The organism is Bacillus sp. JJ1566 (assembly GCF_036962685.1).
Lineage (GTDB): Bacteria > Bacillota > Bacilli > Bacillales > Bacillaceae_L > Ferdinandcohnia.
Window position 1 is genome coordinate 1 of record NZ_JBALOP010000027.1, and the last position, 18,793, is coordinate 18,793.

18 protein-coding genes are annotated in these 18,793 nt (G+C 38.8%); 17 read left to right on the top strand and 1 reads right to left on the bottom strand.

Going from position 1 to position 18,793, the window contains the following annotated elements:
- Positions 1–250 precede the first annotated feature (250 nt).
- The 11 genes from V7112_RS11880 to deoC all read left to right on the top strand — a co-directional run bounded on the left by V7112_RS11880 (position 251) and on the right by deoC (position 13,389).
- The gene (locus tag V7112_RS11880; RefSeq protein WP_335419602.1) at positions 251–604 is read left to right on the top strand and encodes a YqxA family protein; all 354 of its coding nucleotides are present in this window, start codon (positions 251–253) and stop codon (positions 602–604) included.
- A 344-nt stretch (positions 605–948) separates the two neighbouring features.
- A complete protein-coding gene (gene lepA, locus V7112_RS11885) occupies positions 949–2,772 on the top strand; it encodes a translation elongation factor 4 (protein ID WP_335419605.1) in 1,824 nt (607 codons plus the stop codon).
- A 75-nt stretch (positions 2,773–2,847) separates the two neighbouring features.
- On the top strand, positions 2,848–3,984 hold the full coding sequence (gene hemW / locus V7112_RS11890) for a radical SAM family heme chaperone HemW (protein WP_335419607.1): 1,137 nt from the start codon (positions 2,848–2,850) through the stop codon (positions 3,982–3,984).
- Between the two features lie 101 nt (positions 3,985–4,085).
- Entirely contained in the window at positions 4,086–5,117 is a 1,032-nt protein-coding gene (hrcA, locus tag V7112_RS11895) for a heat-inducible transcriptional repressor HrcA (protein WP_335419612.1), read from the top strand.
- A gap of 282 nt (positions 5,118–5,399) precedes the next feature.
- Complete coding sequence (gene grpE / locus V7112_RS11900) at positions 5,400–5,996, top strand: nucleotide exchange factor GrpE (RefSeq protein WP_438823885.1); 597 nt, start codon at positions 5,400–5,402, stop codon at positions 5,994–5,996.
- Between the two features lie 165 nt (positions 5,997–6,161).
- The gene (dnaK, locus tag V7112_RS11905) at positions 6,162–7,991 is read left to right on the top strand and encodes a molecular chaperone DnaK (RefSeq protein WP_335419614.1); all 1,830 of its coding nucleotides are present in this window, start codon (positions 6,162–6,164) and stop codon (positions 7,989–7,991) included.
- A gap of 153 nt (positions 7,992–8,144) precedes the next feature.
- Positions 8,145–9,275: a molecular chaperone DnaJ gene (dnaJ, locus tag V7112_RS11910; RefSeq protein WP_335419618.1), complete on the top strand. Its 1,131-nt coding sequence runs from the start codon at positions 8,145–8,147 to the stop codon at positions 9,273–9,275.
- A gap of 229 nt (positions 9,276–9,504) precedes the next feature.
- Positions 9,505–10,449 (top strand): 50S ribosomal protein L11 methyltransferase, encoded by a 945-nt coding sequence (gene prmA / locus V7112_RS11915; RefSeq protein ID WP_335419620.1) that lies wholly within the window; start codon positions 9,505–9,507, stop codon positions 10,447–10,449.
- A gap of 15 nt (positions 10,450–10,464) precedes the next feature.
- Entirely contained in the window at positions 10,465–11,208 is a 744-nt protein-coding gene (locus tag V7112_RS11920; protein ID WP_335419625.1) for a 16S rRNA (uracil(1498)-N(3))-methyltransferase, read from the top strand.
- A 5-nt stretch (positions 11,209–11,213) separates the two neighbouring features.
- A complete protein-coding gene (gene mtaB, locus V7112_RS11925; protein WP_335419627.1) occupies positions 11,214–12,572 on the top strand; it encodes a tRNA (N(6)-L-threonylcarbamoyladenosine(37)-C(2))-methylthiotransferase MtaB in 1,359 nt (452 codons plus the stop codon).
- Between the two features lie 145 nt (positions 12,573–12,717).
- Positions 12,718–13,389: a deoxyribose-phosphate aldolase gene (gene deoC / locus V7112_RS11930; RefSeq protein WP_335419874.1), complete on the top strand. Its 672-nt coding sequence runs from the start codon at positions 12,718–12,720 to the stop codon at positions 13,387–13,389.
- A gap of 34 nt (positions 13,390–13,423) precedes the next feature.
- Here deoC and V7112_RS11935 read toward each other — a convergent pair whose 3' ends face one another.
- Entirely contained in the window at positions 13,424–14,350 is a 927-nt protein-coding gene (locus tag V7112_RS11935; protein WP_335419630.1) for a Na/Pi symporter, read from the bottom strand.
- 327 nt (positions 14,351–14,677) lie between these two features.
- Here V7112_RS11935 and rpsU point away from each other — a divergent pair, with 327 nt between their 5' ends.
- The 6 genes from rpsU (at position 14,678) to yqfC (ending at position 18,793) form a co-directional block, all read left to right on the top strand.
- Entirely contained in the window at positions 14,678–14,851 is a 174-nt protein-coding gene (gene rpsU, locus V7112_RS11940) for a 30S ribosomal protein S21 (protein WP_015595024.1), read from the top strand.
- A gap of 16 nt (positions 14,852–14,867) precedes the next feature.
- Positions 14,868–15,314, top strand: coding sequence for a GatB/YqeY domain-containing protein (locus V7112_RS11945; protein ID WP_335419633.1), 447 nt, complete (start codon positions 14,868–14,870; stop codon positions 15,312–15,314).
- Between the two features lie 234 nt (positions 15,315–15,548).
- The gene (locus tag V7112_RS11950) at positions 15,549–16,880 is read left to right on the top strand and encodes an NfeD family protein (RefSeq protein WP_335419635.1); all 1,332 of its coding nucleotides are present in this window, start codon (positions 15,549–15,551) and stop codon (positions 16,878–16,880) included.
- Positions 16,881–16,901: 21 nt separating this feature from the next.
- Positions 16,902–17,891 (top strand): flotillin-like protein FloA, encoded by a 990-nt coding sequence (gene floA, locus V7112_RS11955; RefSeq protein ID WP_335419637.1) that lies wholly within the window; start codon positions 16,902–16,904, stop codon positions 17,889–17,891.
- 45 nt (positions 17,892–17,936) lie between these two features.
- Positions 17,937–18,419 carry a hypothetical protein gene (locus V7112_RS11960; protein WP_335419639.1) on the top strand — a complete coding sequence of 161 codons (483 nt, stop codon included), beginning with the start codon at positions 17,937–17,939 and terminating at the stop codon, positions 18,417–18,419.
- 89 nt (positions 18,420–18,508) lie between these two features.
- On the top strand, positions 18,509–18,793 hold the full coding sequence (yqfC, locus tag V7112_RS11965) for a sporulation protein YqfC (RefSeq protein WP_057998720.1): 285 nt from the start codon (positions 18,509–18,511) through the stop codon (positions 18,791–18,793).

The following is an 18,793-nucleotide window of genomic DNA, read 5'->3' on the forward strand; positions in this document are numbered from 1 at the left end:
TGTCTAGAGGTACATGCTCCGATGAAAAAAGGTGAAGCATGTACCGCAAGAAGTGTCTAGAGGTACATGCTCCGATGAAAAAAGGTGAAGTATGTACCGCAAGAAGTGTCTAGAGGTACATGCTTCGATAAAAAAAGGCAAAGCATGTGCGCAAGAAGCGATATGGTGAGGAAAAGGGTCCTCCTTTATCACCCAACGGAAAGTGAATGTCAAAAAGTAATAAAAGTGTTAATAAGAGGGAGCAATTCCAATGGTTAAATTCATGATGAAATGTTTCTTGATTGTGACCGTTCTCCTTTTAGGGGTATTGATCGGCATGCAGCAAGCAAATGAGGGTATGAAGAAAATGAGGGGTTATAATGACCCCTCTCTTCAAGGTGCCTTTCATATCACTGATGATAACGGTGAAGTGGAAGCATCCGTCTTAGGTCGAAAAGTAACGAGTCATGATCTAGAACAGAAACAAAAACAACTAGAGGATGTTGAAGCCTTTAATCTTTTTTCAAGCATTGGTGAAAAGCTAGGAAATGGAGTTAGTGCTCTATTTGAAAATATCATGAGGGCCATTGGAAACGGAATTGGAAGTTTACTTGATATAATATAGGGGGAGTTTGCTTCTTAAAATAAAAAAGCAAGCTCTCTTTTTTTTGTGGTCGTATTTTCTTAATTGAATGTCACAAAAGAGTTCTGTATAATCTAATCTAGTGAATTCTATAATTTTATAGTAAGATAACATGTACGATTAAGTTATATTGTCCAGCTCCAGCGCCTAGCCCCTCGAGGTCGCTTCACCCCTCCTGCGGCAGCAACAGCCTCCTCGTCGAGGTTCCAGCGCTTTTCGGACTTGCATAGGATGTGCTGAAGTATACGTTGCCAAAGGACGTGGCAGTACTTAGTAGACGTTCCAATATTTAGGCGCTTGCGCTTTTCGTATCAGGAGGATTTTGAATGAACCAAGAAGAGAGACGTAATAGACAATCTAGAATCCGAAATTTTTCAATAATTGCTCATATCGACCATGGTAAATCAACCTTGGCTGACCGCATTCTTGAAAAAACAAACGCGTTAACCCATCGAGAAATGAAAGAGCAATTGCTAGACTCCATGGACCTAGAAAGAGAACGTGGGATTACGATTAAATTAAATGCTGTACAATTAAAATATAAAGCAAAAGATGGCGAGGAATATACTTTTCACCTAATCGATACCCCTGGACATGTTGACTTTACATATGAGGTTTCTCGAAGTTTAGCGGCATGTGAAGGTGCAGTACTTGTAGTTGACGCAGCACAAGGAATTGAAGCACAAACACTAGCAAACGTGTACCTTGCATTAGACAATGATCTTGAGATTTTACCAGTTATTAATAAAATCGATTTGCCAAGTGCCGACCCTGAGCGGGTAAGACAAGAGATTGAAGATGTGATCGGACTTGATGCTTCGGAGGCAGTTCTAGCATCTGCCAAAGCAGGAATTGGGATCGAAGATATCTTAGAACAGGTCGTTGAAAAAGTTCCTGCACCACAGGGTGACCCGGAAGCGCCATTACAGGCACTAATTTTTGACTCTGTATATGATCCATACCGTGGAGTAGTAGCTTATATTCGAATCGTCCAAGGTACTGTTAAACCTGGAGACAAAATTAAAATGATGGCAACTGGTAAAGAGTTCGAGGTTATTGAAGCAGGTGTATTTACACCACGTGCGACATTGCAGGACGAACTTACAGTTGGAGATGTTGGATTCTTAACAGCATCAATCAAGCATGTTGGCGACACACGTGTTGGTGATACCATAACGAGTGCGAAAAATGGCGTAACAACACCATTACCAGGTTATCGACGCTTAAATCCAATGGTTTTCTGTGGACTGTATCCAATCGATACAGCTAAATACAATGATTTACGTGAAGCGTTGGAAAAGCTTGAAATAAACGACGCTGCCCTTCAATTCGAACCTGAAACATCACAAGCACTAGGATTTGGTTTCCGTTGTGGATTCTTAGGCCTGTTGCATATGGAAATTATCCAAGAGCGAATTGAAAGAGAATTTAAAATCGATTTAATTACAACGGCGCCGAGCGTTATTTATGATGTATTCCTAACGGATGGAACGGATTTGAAAATCGATAACCCATCCGATATGCCAGACCCACAAAAAATTGACAGAATTGAAGAGCCATACGTAAAAGCGACAATGATGGTTCCAAACGATTATGTTGGTGCTGTAATGGAGCTCTGTCAAGGCAAGCGCGGTAACTTCATTGACATGCAATACCTTGATGAAAAACGCGTAAGCATCATTTATGAAATTCCGCTTGCGGAAATCGTATATGATTTCTTTGACCAATTAAAATCAAGTACAAAGGGCTATGCGTCATTTGACTATGAATTGATTGGCTATAAGCCATCTAAGCTTGTGAAGATGGATATTCTATTGAATGCTGAAAAAGTAGATGCGCTTTCCTTTATCGTTCATAAGGATTCAGCATATGATCGTGGAAAATTAATCGTTGAGAAGCTCAAAGAATTAATTCCAAGACAGCAATTCGAGGTTCCAATTCAAGCAGCGATAGGTCAAAAGATTGTCGCGCGCTCTACCATTAAAGCAATTCGTAAAAACGTGCTAGCGAAATGTTACGGTGGTGACATTTCTCGTAAACGTAAGCTTCTTGAAAAACAAAAAGAAGGTAAAAAACGAATGAAGCAAGTCGGTTCAGTTGAAGTACCCCAAGAAGCATTTATGGCAGTACTTAAAATGGATGATAAATAATGTGGAAATACCGCAGATGTTTCTGCGGTTTTTTTCAATATCATACGTAAACCCCTTATAGGAAGAAGTGATTTTTTGGTACAAGCAGCATACCTTCACATCCCCTTTTGTGAGCAAATCTGTCACTATTGTGATTTCAATAAAGTTTTTCTAAAAGGGCAACCAGTCGATGAATATCTTCAATATATGGATACAGAAATGAAAAATACAATTGAGGCGTATCCACCATCAATGCTCAAATCCATATTCGTCGGTGGGGGAACACCAACTGTTCTTTCCGTTAAACAACTGGAAGCATTCCTATCGAGTATTAACAAATATTTAACCCCCCGAAGCGAGAATATAGAATTTACCTTTGAAGCTAATCCTGGTGATCTTACAGAGGATAAATTAAAAGTCTTACTCGATTCAGGTGTCAATCGAATAAGTTTTGGTGTACAAACATTTGATGATGAACTTCTTAAAGCAATTGGAAGAACACATCGTCGTAATGATGTGTTTCAAACTCTTGAATTGGCAAAACATGTTGGTTTTGAAAATATTAGCATTGATTTAATGTATGCACTCCCACATCAAACAATCGAAAGCTTTCAGGAATCACTTGATTTAGCCTTCTCCCTTGATGTCGAGCATGTTTCCGCATATTCTCTCATTATCGAACCAAAGACCGTGTTCTATAACTTGATGAGGAAAGGAAAACTCAATCTCCCTAGTCAAGAACACGAGGCTAAAATGTACGAAACGTTAATGGATGAAATGGAGAAGCACGGGTTCCATCAATATGAAATCAGTAATTTTTCTAAAAATGGTTTTGAAAGCCGTCATAATCTAACATATTGGAATAATGAAGAATATTACGGAATTGGCGCTGGTGCCCATGGTTATGTGGCAGGAAAAAGAATTTCAAATGCAGGACCAATCAAAAAATACATGTCAGCTATAGATGAACATGGTTTCCCGCATGTCGAAACTCACTCAGTTACGTTACAGGAAAAAATGGAGGAAGAACTCTTTCTGGGACTTCGTAAAACCAAAGGAGTATCAATTTCCCATTTTCAAAAAAAGTTTTCTGTCAGTATTTTTGATGTTTTTGAAAGCCAAATTAAAGAACAAAAAGCAAAAGGTCTGCTTGAGGAAAAAAATGATTTTATTCGGCTAACACATAATGGGAAATTTCTTGGAAATGATGTTTTTCAAGCGTTTTTACTTTAATTTTAGTAGAGTTTAAATCGTTGACAATGACACTCGTATTTGGTAATTTAATTATAGAATTAGCACTCGCTAAATTAGAGTGCTAACAGAGGTGATGTTCCTTGCTAACAGATCGTCAACTATTGATTCTTCAAGTTATAATTGATGACTTTATCAGATCTGCACAGCCAGTAGGGTCAAGAACATTGTCGAAAAAAGATGGGATTGTGTTTAGCTCCGCAACTATTCGCAATGAGATGGCAGATCTGGAAGAACTCGGATTTATCGAAAAAACTCACAGCTCATCTGGTAGAGTTCCATCCGAACAAGGCTATCGATACTATGTGGATCATTTATTATCTCCGAGCCGATTATCTATAAAAGAAAAGCAGGAGTTAAAGTCAATTTTTGCAGAGAAGATTTATGAACTTGAAAAAATTGTCCAAAAATCCGCACAGATTTTATCTGAACTAACAAATTATACTTCAATTGTTTTAGGTCCAGCCTTTAAAGAAAATAAAGTGAAACGGCTGCAAATTGTTCCAATTAATAATGAAACAGCAGTTGCCATTATCGTAACGGATAATGGACATGTGGAAAATCGAACGATTTCGTTTCCTGAGTCCATTGACCCGACCGATATCGAAAAAATGGTTAACATTCTAAACGAGCGGCTTGTTGGAGTTCCACTGATTGATCTGAAAAACAAAATTTATAAAGAGGTTGCATATCTGTTAAGAACGAATATTCGCAACTATGACTCAGTCATTAATGTATTGGACAAAACACTTACATTTAATGCGGAAGAAAAAATGTATATAGGTGGAAAAACCAATATATTAAGTCAACCGGAGTTCCATGACATTGAAAAGGTACGCTCATTATTAACAATGATCGAAAGTGAGCATGAATTTTCAAGACTGTTACGAACAGATAAAGCGGGAATCGATATAAAAATCGGTCATGAGAACAACAATATCGCGATAAATGATTGTAGCTTAATAACGGCAACGTATTCCATTGGTAACGAGCATCTTGGGTCTATCGCCATTTTAGGTCCTACAAGGATGGAGTATTCACGTGTTATCACTTTGTTGCAGCACATTAGTCAAGATTTTTCAAAGGTACTGACAAAGCTGTATCAAATAGAATAGCAGTGGCTATATTAACTTTATTCAATAGGGGAGCCCTATTAAATAAAGTTAAAGCCTCCGGCGGATGCCACAGATTTTTAAAGGAAGTTTTTCGAGCAAAGGATCAAAGACTAAGAGCGTCACGTCCTGTGGCAACGTCTTTGTGACCCACTTCGTGTGGGCCTAAAAAAATCTGGGCGCAAATACGCTCTGGCGTATTTGGTTAGGAGGGTGCTAAGCCCCTCTAATACATATACTAGTAATTATGAAGTGAGACATTTCACTTTAAGGGAGGTGAGTGTATTGGCTAACGAGAATGAAGTAGTGAAAGAAGAAATCGAAGTAGAAGAAGCAATTGTAGAAAATGATGTGGTAGAAACGATTGAGCAGGCTGAAGCAGAATTAGTAGAAGAACAAGAAAATGATGTGAATGCCGAACTTTCGAAAGCCAATGAAAAAATTGCAGGACTTGAGGCTAAGCTAGAAGAGGCAGAAAACCGCATTTTGCGTCAGGTTGCCGACTTTGAAAACTTTAAGAGACGTGCTCGCTTAGATCAAGAAACAGCTGCTACATATAGAGCTCAAAGCCTTGTGAATGATTTGTTGCCAGCTCTTGATAACTTTGAAAGAGCGCTTCAAGTTGAAGCAACAAATGAGCAAGCTAAATCAATTATGCAAGGTGTAGAAATGGTATACCGCAGTATTATGGATGCCCTAAAAAAAGAAGGGGTAGAAGTAATCGAAGCAGTTGGAACACAATTTGATCCGAATGTTCATCAAGCAGTAATGCAGGTGAGTGAGCCGGATGCAGAATCAAATATGGTTCTAGAAGAGTTCCAAAAAGGATATAAACTTAAAGATCGAGTTTTACGACCTTCCATGGTGAAGGTGAATGAATAACGAAAAGCGCAAGGTGCCCGCCTATCGCCGACAAGCATAAGACGAGCGCTGACAGAAGGTGCCTTTTACCTTCCGAAGCGATTGGCTTATAACCAAGAGTTGACGGCACCTGGAGCTGGACACCAGATAAATCTAAGCTGTTGTTAATATAAGGAGGTTTTTTTCATGAGTAAAATCATTGGAATAGATTTAGGTACAACAAACTCATGTGTTGCTGTTATGGAAGGTGGAGAAGCAAAGGTTATTCCAAACCCAGAAGGTAACCGCACAACTCCATCTGTTGTTTCATTTAAAAATGGAGAAAGACAAATTGGGGAAGTTGCAAAACGTCAAGCAATCACAAACCCAAACACCATTATGTCCATCAAGCGCCACATGGGTACAGATTACAAAGTTGAAATTGAAGGCAAGGAATATACTCCACAGGAAGTATCTGCTATTCTTCTTCAATACTTTAAATCGTATGCAGAAGAATACCTTGGCGAAAAGGTAACGAAAGCAGTAATCACAGTTCCTGCATACTTTAATGACGCTGAACGTCAAGCGACTAAAGATGCTGGTCGAATTGCTGGTCTTGAAGTTGAACGTATTATAAACGAACCAACTGCTGCTGCTCTTGCATATGGTTTAGAGAAAACAGACGAAGATCAAACGATTCTTGTCTATGACCTTGGTGGTGGAACATTCGACGTATCCATTCTTGAACTTGGTGATGGAGTTTTCGAAGTTCTGTCAACTGCTGGTGACAATCGTCTTGGTGGGGATGACTTTGACCAAGTGATTATCGACTATTTGGTAGAACAATTTAGAAAAGAAAATGGCATTGATCTTTCCAAAGATAAAATGGCCTTACAACGTCTAAAAGATGCTGCTGAAAAAGCAAAGAAAGATTTATCAGGTGTAACTTCTACACAAATTTCTCTTCCATTCATCACTGCAGGAGAAGCAGGACCACTTCACTTAGAAGTAAACTTAACTCGTGCGAAATTTGATGAGCTTTCAGCAGGACTTGTTGAGCGTACAATGGGACCAACTCGCCGTGCCCTTCAAGATGCTGGTCTTTCAGCAAGTGAATTAGACAAGGTAATCCTTGTTGGTGGGTCAACACGTATTCCAGCTGTTCAAGAAGCAATCAAGAAAGAGACTGGTAAAGAACCACATAAAGGTGTTAACCCAGACGAAGTTGTTGCTCTTGGTGCAGCAATTCAAGGTGGAGTATTGACTGGTGATGTAAAAGACGTAGTTCTTTTAGACGTAACACCATTATCACTTGGTATAGAAACAATGGGTGGCGTATTTACTCGTTTAATTGACCGTAATACAACAATCCCAACAAGTAAGTCTCAAACATTCTCAACTGCTGCGGATAACCAAACTGCTGTTGATATTCATGTGCTTCAAGGGGAACGTCAAATGGCAGCCGACAACAAAACACTAGGTCGCTTCCAATTAACAGATATTCCACCAGCACCACGTGGGATACCACAAATCGAAGTAACATTTGATATTGATAAAAACGGTATTGTAAATGTTCGTGCTAAAGATTTAGGTACTAACAAAGAACAAGCTATTACAATTCAATCATCTTCTGGCCTATCTGACGACGAAGTTGATCGCATGGTTCGTGAAGCTGAGGAAAATGCAGAAGCTGACAAGAAGCGTAAAGAAGAAGTTGAACTTCGTAATGAAGCAGATCAATTAGTGTTTACAACTGAAAAAACACTGAAAGATCTTGAAGGCAAGGTAGATGCTGCTGAAGTTGCAAAAGCAAATGAGGCGAAAGATGCTTTAAAACAAGCTATTGAGAAAAATGATCTCGATGAAATTAAAGCGAAGAAAGATGCACTACAGGAAATCGTTCAACAGCTTTCCGTGAAGCTTTATGAGCAAGCACAACAAGCCCAAGCTGCACAAGGAACTGAAGACGCAACCCAAGGTAAAAAAGACGATAATGTAGTGGACGCTGAATACGAAGAAGTAAACGACGACAAGTAAGAATAAAAATGAAGAATTAAAGCTTAAAAAGTCGAAGTCAGGCCTGTCTTGGCTTTGGCTTTTTTACTTTTATGTGGAAAACATGTATTATTGCCTTTTTACAAAAATAAATGATACAATATTCTTTATGTGAATGATGCGGGAGTGGATTTTATGAGTAAAAGAGATTATTATGAGGTACTCGGGGTTTCAAAAAGTGCAAATAAAGATGAAATAAAAAAAGCATATCGAAAATTATCTAAAAAATATCACCCCGATATCAATAAAGAAGCAGATGCTGCTGATAAGTTTAAAGAAATTACCGAAGCATATGATGCCTTAACGGACGATAACAAACGTGCCCATTATGACCAATTCGGCCACACAGATCCGAACCAAGGCTTTGGTGGTTTTGGCGGGGGTGCCGATTTTGGCGGAGGCTTCGGTTTTGAAGATATCTTTAGTTCAATCTTTGGCGGTGGAACAAGGCGACGTGACCCAAATGCACCGCGTCAAGGGGCAGATTTACAATACACAATGACCCTAAAATTTGAAGAAGCTGTATTTGGTAAAGAAACGGATATCGAGATTCCAAGAGAAGAAGAATGTTCAACCTGTCATGGATCGGGTGCAAAAACTGGGACTAAACCAGAAACTTGTTCACACTGTGGCGGTTCGGGTCAAATCAATGTTGAGCAGAACACGGCATTTGGCAGAATCGTGAATCGACGTGTCTGTCATCACTGTAGTGGAACTGGGAAATTTATTAAGGATAAATGTTCAACATGTAGCGGCTCTGGTAAGGTGAAAAAACGTAAAAAAATCCATGTAAAAATTCCTGCTGGTATCGATGACGGTCAACAGCTTCGTGTTGCCGGTCAAGGTGAACCAGGTGTGAATGGTGGGCCTCCAGGAGATTTATATGTTGTATTCCATGTGCGTTCCCATGAATTTTTCGAGCGCGATGGGGACGATATCTACTGTGAAATGCCATTAACGTTTGCGCAAGCTGCATTAGGTGATGAAATTGAAGTACCTACCCTTCATGGAAAGGTAAAGCTCAAAATTCCTGCGGGTACTCAAACTGGTACGAATTTCCGTCTTCGCGGCAAGGGTGTACCAAATGTACGAGGATACGGTCAAGGAGACCAACATATTCAAGTACGTGTCATTACCCCAACAAAGCTTACAGAAAAGCAAAAACAATTGCTTCGTGAATTTACTGAAATAAGCGGTAATGAAACTCCAGATGAACAGCATGATAATTTTTTTTCAAAAGTAAAACGCGCTTTCAAAGGTGAATAAAAACGAAATGTGAAAGCGCCTTGTATAGGAACATCGACTAATAACTGCCACGTCCTGTGGCAAACGTCGATGTCAGCACGTCCTGTGCAAGTCCGACAAGCACAAGACGGGTCGGCTAGAAGGTTGCTCTTTAACCTTCTGGACGGAATGGCTTGTGACCTCGAGGGGCTAGGCGCTGCAATTGGACATGAGAACCCATTTTTATAGAATTGGATTGGAGTTGGTAGATATGAAATGGTCTGAAATTAGTATTCATACAACACAGGAGGCGGTGGAGCCTGTATCGAATATACTTCATGAAGCAGGTGCAAGTGGAGTTGTTATTGAAGATCCATTCGACCTAACAAAGGAACGAGAAAATGTGTTTGGTGAGATCTACCAACTTAATCCTGATGATTATCCTGATGAAGGTGTTATCGTGAAAGCATACCTCCCTGTCAATAGCTTTTTAGGTGAAACAGTAGACGAAATAAAAGAAGCAATTAACAATCTTTTGCTTTTTGATATTGATCTGGGCCATAATAAAATCACAATTAGTGAAGTTCACGAGGAAGAATGGGCTACAGCGTGGAAAAAATACTATCACCCGGTCAAAATCTCTGAAAAATTCACCATCGTACCGACATGGGAAATGTACGAGCCTGTCCATAGCGATGAATTAATTATCGAGTTAGATCCTGGAATGGCATTTGGAACAGGGACACACCCTACAACTGTCATGAGTATTCAAGCCCTTGAACGCACTGTAAAACAGGGAGATACAATTATCGACGTTGGGACAGGTTCTGGTGTATTAAGCATCGCTGCTGCAATGCTTGGAGCAGGGTCTATTAAAGCACTTGATTTAGATATAGTAGCCGTTGAAAGTGCAAAGCTCAATATTAAATTAAATAAAGTACATGACGTAGTTAATGTCTCTCAAAATAATCTTCTTGATGATATTGAAGGACCAGTGGATCTCATTGTGGCGAATATTCTTGCTGAAATCATTGTTCGTTTCACAGATGACGCGGCAAAAATCTTAAAACCAAATGGTGCATTCATTGTATCTGGTATCATTAATACGAAAAAACAAGAAGTAAAGGACAGCCTTCTAGCTTCTGGATTCACGATCGAGGAAGTGCTAGTTATGGAAGACTGGGTATCAATGATTGCTAGAAAGAAAAGCGAGTAAGTGGTGAGATAAAACATGCAACGATATTTCGTCGATCAGATGAGCGAAACTGGGGCCACAATTGTAGGTGAAGATGTTCACCATATTACACGGGTCATGAGAATGTCAGTTGGAGAGTCCATTATTTGTTGTTATAATGGAAGGGTAGCAGTTTGTACAATTACTGAAATTACCAATGATACGGTTTTGGCAAATGTTGTAGAATGGGTAGAGAATTCGAATGAGCTCCCTATTAACGTATGTATTGCAAGTGGATTACCAAAAGGGGACAAGCTTGAATATGTAATCCAAAAAGGGACGGAGCTTGGGGCATCTGAGTTTGTCCCTTTTGTTGCGGCTCGTTCAATTGTCAAATGGGATGAAAAAAAAGGACAAAAAAAGGTGGAGCGCTGGGGTAAAATTGCAAAGGAAGCAGCAGAGCAATCACACCGTGCAGTCGTTCCTGATGTAAGTAAACCTTTGACTTTTAAAGAATTATTGTCTTTTAGCAGATCCTTTACTTATAAAGTAGTAGCTTATGAAGAGGAAGCAAAGCGCGGTGAGAGTTCAAATCTAGCACGTGTATTATCACAATTGAAACACGGAGAATCCCTTTTTGTTGTGATTGGACCTGAAGGTGGTCTAACTGAAAAAGAGGTATCGACTTTAATAGAGAATGAATTTATTTCCTGTAGCTTTGGTCCAAGAATTTTACGAACTGAGACAGCGCCACTATACGTTTTATCAGCTGTATCATATTATTTTGAATTAGCGAGGTGACAACAATGTCATTAGTTGCATTCCATACATTAGGATGTAAAGTAAATCATTATGAAACAGAAGCGATTTGGCAACTATTTAAAGAAAATGGGTATGAACGTACTGAATTTGAAAGTACTGCTGATGTATATGTTATTAATACTTGTACGGTTACAAATACTGGGGACAAAAAGAGTAGACAGGTAATACGTAGAGCAATTCGTAAAAACCCTGATGCTGTTATTTGTGTTACAGGTTGTTATGCGCAAACTTCACCTGCAGAAATCATGGCGATTCCTGGTGTAGATATTGTTGTAGGAACACAAGATCGAAAGAAAATGCTTGAATATATTGAGCAATACAAGCAAGAACGCACGCCGATTAATGGTGTAGGTAATATTATGAAAACACGTGTATATGAAGAATTAGATGTGCCTTCATTTACAGACCGCACACGTGCGTCATTAAAAATTCAAGAGGGTTGTAACAATTTCTGTACTTTCTGTATCATTCCATGGGCTCGTGGTCTCATGCGTTCTCGTGATCCAGAAGAGGTAATTAAACAAGCACAACAGCTTGTAAATGCAGGTTATAAAGAGATTGTCCTAACAGGCATTCATACTGGCGGCTATGGTGAAGATATGAAGGACTACAATCTAGCTGCTCTTTTACGTGACTTAGAATCTAAGGTAATTGGTCTTAAGAGAATTCGTATTTCTTCCATCGAGGCAAGCCAAATCACCGATGAGATTATTGAAGTACTTGATCAATCTACAAAAGTTGTAAGACATCTGCATGTTCCACTGCAATCTGGTTCTAACACTGTGTTAAAACGTATGAGACGTAAATACACAATGGAGTTTTTTGCTGAGCGTTTAACAAAACTACGTGAAGCTTTACCAGGATTAGCGTTAACATCTGATGTTATTGTTGGTTTCCCTGGTGAGACAGAAGAAGAGTTTATGGAAACTTATAATTTTGTAAAAGAACATAAATTCTCTGAATTACACGTTTTCCCGTACTCTAAGCGTACAGGCACACCAGCAGCCAGAATGGAAGACCAAATTGATGAAGAAGTGAAAAATGAGCGTGTTCACCGTCTCATTTCACTTTCTGACCAATTAGCGAAGGAATATGCATCTAATTACGAAGGAGAAGTATTAGAGGTTATTCCTGAGGAGCTAGACAAGGACGATCCAACAAGCGGTCTATATATCGGTTATACTGACAATTATCTAAAGGTTAAGTTCGATGCCAGTGAAGATATGATTGGTAAAATCGTGAAAGTAAAAATCACAAAAGCTGGTTATCCATACAACGAAGGTCAATTTGTAAAAGTTGCAGAAGACCTTACGATTGAGGAAGAAGCAAGAACTACTGCGTAACCTAAATAGAAATGTAAGAAAGCTAATCATGTGATTAGCTTCTTTTTTTTATCACATAATATAACTGTTAGGTGCTAGTCAAACCTATTACAACAATGATATGATGTTAGAGGTACGTACAACTAAAAGATAAAAGGAGAAATACATAATGACGAATATTGCTAAAATGATTGATCATACAGCATTAAAAGCAGATACAACAAAAGAGCAAATTGAAAAACTTTGTGCAGAGGCAAAGGAATACGGATTTATGTCTGTTTGTGTGAATCCAACATGGGTTGAAACTGCAGCTAGCCTGTTAAAAGATTCTGAAGTGAAGGTTTGTACAGTTATCGGATTTCCATTAGGGGCTAGTACCTCAGAAACGAAAGCATTTGAAACAAAAGATGCCATTGAAAAAGGTGCAACCGAAGTGGATATGGTTATCAATATTGGTGCTCTAAAGGATAATAATAACGAATTAGTTGAAAAAGACATCCGCGCAGTTGTAGAAGCAGCAAAAGGCAAGGCACTTACAAAGGTTATTATTGAAACATGTCTGCTAACGGATGAGGAAAAAGTTAGAGCGTGTGAGCTCTCCGTTAAAGCCGGAGCTGATTTTGTGAAAACATCTACTGGTTTCGGGGCTGGAGGAGCAACTGTAGAAGACATTCGTTTAATGCGTAAAACAGTCGGACCAGATATCGGAGTGAAAGCTTCTGGCGGAGTTCGTGACGTAAAAGGCACCCAAGATATGATTGAAGCAGGTGCAACAAGAATTGGCGCAAGTGCTGGAGTAGCAATCGTTAACGGACTTTCAGGATCATCAGACTATTAAAACTATAAAAGCTGGCCCATTGGGCCAGCTTTCCTTATGCAGCACGGTGTACTTTTGTAATAAAATTGGTCAATACACCAGCAAAAGGCAAGAAGAGCAGTGAAGTTAGAACATTAAATATCAAACTAACATGAGCGATTTGAACATCAGGATGAGATGTAAGCAGCATGGCGATTTGACCAAGTACATTTATTAATGGGAAAAACAAAACTACACCAATCACATTGACCCAAATATGGGCATATGCAGCTAATTTTGCTTCATGTCTGCTCCCAAAACTTGCAATATAAGCAGTAATACATGTTCCGATATTCGCTCCCAGTAACACTGCAATTCCTGCATTTAAAGTTAGAAGCTGTTCATTCATAAACCCCATGATGATTCCGGTAGTCGCCGTACTAGATTGAATAATAGAAGTCAAAATAGTCCCTACTCCCACTCCAAAAATGCCGCTTTCATTTGTATGCTGAAAAAAAGTATGAATGGATGGGAATTGTGAAATTGGTCTTGCAAGCTGCTCAAATCCATTCATCGCAACAAACATGCATCCCAAACCAAATAAAAAAGCACCGAAGCTAAACACCTGTTGATTACTAATAAACAAACATAAAAACCCTAAAATTAAAATTGGAACTATCCATTCAAAAATGTCAAAGGTTATCATTTCTGCAGTAAATGTTGTTCCAATATTTGTACCAAGAATGATTCCAATTGATTGTTTAAAGGTTAAATATCCTGTCGCAATTAACCCGACAACAAGCACCATAACAGCAGAACTGCTGTGGATAATTGCGGTAATGATCATGCCTGTTAATAATCCCTTAATCGGGTTATTGGTAAAACGAATCAACCAAACCTTTAATCGATCTCCGGTAAGATTATAGAGGCCTGTCCTCATCACAGTCATACCAAACAGAAAAATTGCAATAAATACAGCAAATAACGATATAAGTTCAATCATGCATTTTCACCCCTATCACATTGTATGGACAAGAATACGTGAAAATGACTACATCAATATTTTTAACCCTAATACATGTTAAACTGGTTATACATAGCCTATAAAAAGAGAGGAATTAGCAGGAATAGCAGCAAAAAATTTCATCAAAACTAGTAGTGGAGTCATGAATTCTAGTGTTACAATCGTGAATTACAGTTGACCAAAAATCATGCATATATTATAATTGCAAAGTACATGTTTATTTTTTTGACGATATTTTCGATCGACAGAAATGTAACATGTGTCTTAATCAGAGTTAGTGGTTGTTTTCGGAGGGAGGGAATTAGAATGTCAAAAACGGTCGTTCGTAAAAACGAATCGCTTGAAGATGCTCTTCGCCGCTTCAAACGTACTGTATCTAAATCAGGTACGATTCAAGAAGCTAGAAAGCGCGAATTCTATGAAAAGCCTAGCGTAAAGCGTAAGAAGAAATCTGAAGCTGCTAGAAAGCGTAAATTCTAAAAGAGGGTGTAGTTTTATGAGTCTTCTCGAGCGTTTAAATAGTGATATGAAAACAGCGATGAAGAATAAAGAGAAAGATAAGCTATCTGTTATTCGAATGGTGAAGGCTGCACTTCAAAATGAAGGTATAAAGTTTGGAACCAGTGAACTAACAGATGAAGCAGAACTAACAGTTCTAACTCGTGAATTAAAACAACGAAAAGATTCCCTCCGCGAATTTAGTAACGCTGGTCGTGAAGATCTTGTTAATAAAATTCAAACTGAAATTGAGATATTAGAGGTATACCTTCCAGAACAATTATCTGAAGAGGATCTTGTTGAGATTGTAAAAGAAACAGTACAAGAGGTCAATGCTTCTTCAAAGGCTGACATGGGTAAAGTGATGGCTGCAATCATGCCTAAGGTAAAAGGTAAGGCTGACGGCGGTCTCGTAAACAAACTTGTTCAACAGCAATTATCTTAACAAAAACACCTTACATCGCGTAAGGTGTTTTTTCATTATAAGGGAAAGAAAGGGTGCGATTTTAGGAGGTGTAATAACATCCCCTTAAAAATGCCTGCTCTAATACATAATAAAAGGTAAGAATTACCACGAAAAAGATTGTATTGAAATACGCAAATTTTGAAACCTGTAAGCATTTCAATCGTATTACATACTACCAAGACGAAAATATGAATAGAGAGGGGGGGACGTGATTTGAAAAAATGGAGAATTCTTTTTTTCTTATCCATTATTCTCTTGCCACTAATCCTCACACTAACGCCAAATAAAAGCTCTAGTGCAACGGACCAAGTGGTGTATATCATCCCGTTAGAAGAAACGGTCGAAAAAGGATTAAGTGCTTTTATTGATCGTTCAATAACAGATGCTGAGAATAAAGGAGCAAACATCCTCATTTTTGAAATCAATACCCCTGGAGGTGCGGTTGATGCGGCGACACAGATTGGGAAACGAATTCAGGAAACAGCTATTCCTACAGTTGCTTATATCAATAATGATGCCATCTCAGCGGGTGCCTTTATCGCATTAAATGCAGATAAGATTTATATGTCCCATAATGGTAGAATGGGAGCAGCCGGCATCATTGACCAAGCAGGGAATACAGCAGATGAAAAAGCCGTTTCCTACTGGTTGTCGGCAATGAAAGGTGCTGCCGAAAACAATGGCCGTGATCCGATTTACGCATTGGCAATGGCAGATAAAGAGATTGACCTTCCAGAACTAGGGGCCGAAAAAGGAAAATTCCTAACTTTAACTGCCAAACAGGCTCTTTCAGTTGGTTATGCAGAAGGTATTGTACAGGATAAAGCTGATTTATTAAAAACGTTAGGCTATGAAAAGGCTGCTGTTGAGGAAGCTGAGGTTAGTTTAGCTGAAAAAATTGCTCGCTTTATTACAAATCCAATAGTTGTTTCACTTCTTTTAACAATCGGAAGCTTAGGATTAGTTGTTGAATTATACTCTCCAGGTTTTGGTATTCCTGGTATAATGGGAATATCGGCACTATTGCTCTTTTTCTATGGGCATTTAGTAGCGGGACTAGCTGGAATGGAGGCCATTATCCTTTTTGTAGTAGGAATTGTATTAATTTTATTGGAGTTTGTTTTGCCAGGGGGGGTTATAGGCTTGATAGGATTAGGGGCTATTTTAACGAGCTTTTTCTTGGCGGGAAGCAGTGTCATGGTAATTGGTATTTCACTGTTAGTAGCTTTAGTAGCAACGATTGTTGTATCTATTATTTTAGTGAAAGTATTTGGCAAGAACCTACATGCATTTAAAAAGATTATCCTTTTTGAATCTACCAATACCGAGAGTGGGTATGTTTCGAATAAGAATCGAGAAGATTTAATTGGAAAACAAGGAATTTCCTTAACAACATTAAGACCTTCTGGTACCGTCATGATCAATGATGAAAGAATAGATGTTGTTACACAGGGGAATTACATTGAGAAAAATACGAAAGTAGAAGTCATCAAAACAGAAGGTTCTCGAATTGTTGTTCGAGAAGTTCCTGACATTGATAAATAAAAACAAGTAGGAGGAAAAAGAATGCCAACAGGTATGATTACAATTCTAATATTGGTTGCACTCGCTATTATTTTATTGGGTGTACTATTTACATTTGTGCCAGTTGCACTATGGATTTCAGCACTTGCTGCTGGTGTCCGTGTAAGTATCTTTACATTAATCGGGATGAGGTTACGTCGGGTTATCCCGAACCGTGTAATTATCCCGTTAATTAAGGCTCAAAAAGCAGGTTTACTACTTAATACAAACCAATTGGAGAGTCACTATTTAGCAGGTGGTAATGTTGACCGTGTTGTAAATGCATTAATCGCTGCACAACGTGCAAACATTGAATTAACCTTTGAAAGAGCGGCTGCAATCGATTTAGCAGGTCGTGACGTGTTAGAAGCTGTCCAAATGAGTGTTAACCCTAAGGTAATTGAAACACCATTTATTTCAGGTGTTGCGATGGATGGAATTGAAGTAAAAGCAAAAACTCGTATCACCGTTCGTGCCAATATTGATCGTTTAGTCGGGGGTGCAGGGGAAGAAACTGTTATTGCCCGTGTAGGTGAGGGTATTGTAAGTACAATCGGTTCTCAAACGGACCACAAAAAGGTCCTTGAAAATCCTGATATGATTTCTCAAACGGTTTTGGCAAAAGGGCTAGATGCAGGTACAGCATTTGAAATCCTATCTATTGATATTGCAGATATTGATATCGGCAGAAACATAGGTGCCGTGCTTCAAACAGACCAAGCGGAAGCCGACAAGAAAATCGCTCAAGCGAAAGCTGAAGAACGCCGTGCAATGGCGGTTGCAAGTGAACAAGAAATGCGTGCTCGCGTAGAAGAAATGAAAGCGAAGGTTGTAGAAGCTGAGGCTGAAGTACCACTGGCAATGGCAGAAGCATTACGTTCTGGTAACCTTGGTGTACTTGATTATACAAATCTAAAAAATATCATGGCTGACACTGATATGAGGGATTCAATTGGTAAAAGTACAAAAGATCATGATGAAGATAATAAATAATAATTATCAAAAATAAACCTCAAAACGCGAAAGGAGGTTTACACTGTGGATTCACCTATCGAAGGGCTTATAAAATTTATTATGGCAAATCCGATAATTTTGATTATCGCATTTGGGTTATTTATTAATGCGTTTAAACGTTTTGCGAGTGGTAAAAAAGAGCCAACGACTCAAATCCCACTACCAAAGCAGTTTAATCCGTTTGATCAAGAACCAAAACCTGAAAAGGAAGACCATCAGGTAGAAACAAAGTATGATTATGAAGAGTTTGAATCTGAAAATGGTTCTGATTCTCATGTTCCAAATACGTTTTATGATCGATATCAAGAGCTACAGCAAAGGGGAACATACAGTGAAGCGACGTTCGAGGAGGAAGAACAAGCCTTAACAGTTATTAAACCGACGGGAGCCACTTCAGAACAAAGGGGCGTCAAAGGCTTCTCGAAGAACAAGGTCGTCGAAGGGATTATTTGGTCTGAAATACTGGGTCCTCCAAGGGCAAAAAGACCGTATCAAACTCGTCGATAGTCTTTTCACTTATCACATTTCCCTAATATAAAAATGTTCTATGCACCCTCTTTCTCTCATAAACATGAGTTGAAAGGGGGTTCTTTGTTATGCCTAAAAACCTAGGACAACGCATGAAAAGATGGATCACAAACAAGATGGAACTTCCTGCTGACGTCATGATGGATCTTCCGAGAATAACAATGATTGGACAATTACATATATACATAGAGAATCATCGCGGATTATTAACCTTTTCAGATAAAGAGGTACGGCTATTATTGAAACAAGGACAACTTCTGATAAAGGGGAAAGCATTTGTGATAAAAACAATTTTACCTGAGGAAATAATGCTTGAAGGAAAAATTGAACATGTGCAATATATTGAGAATTGA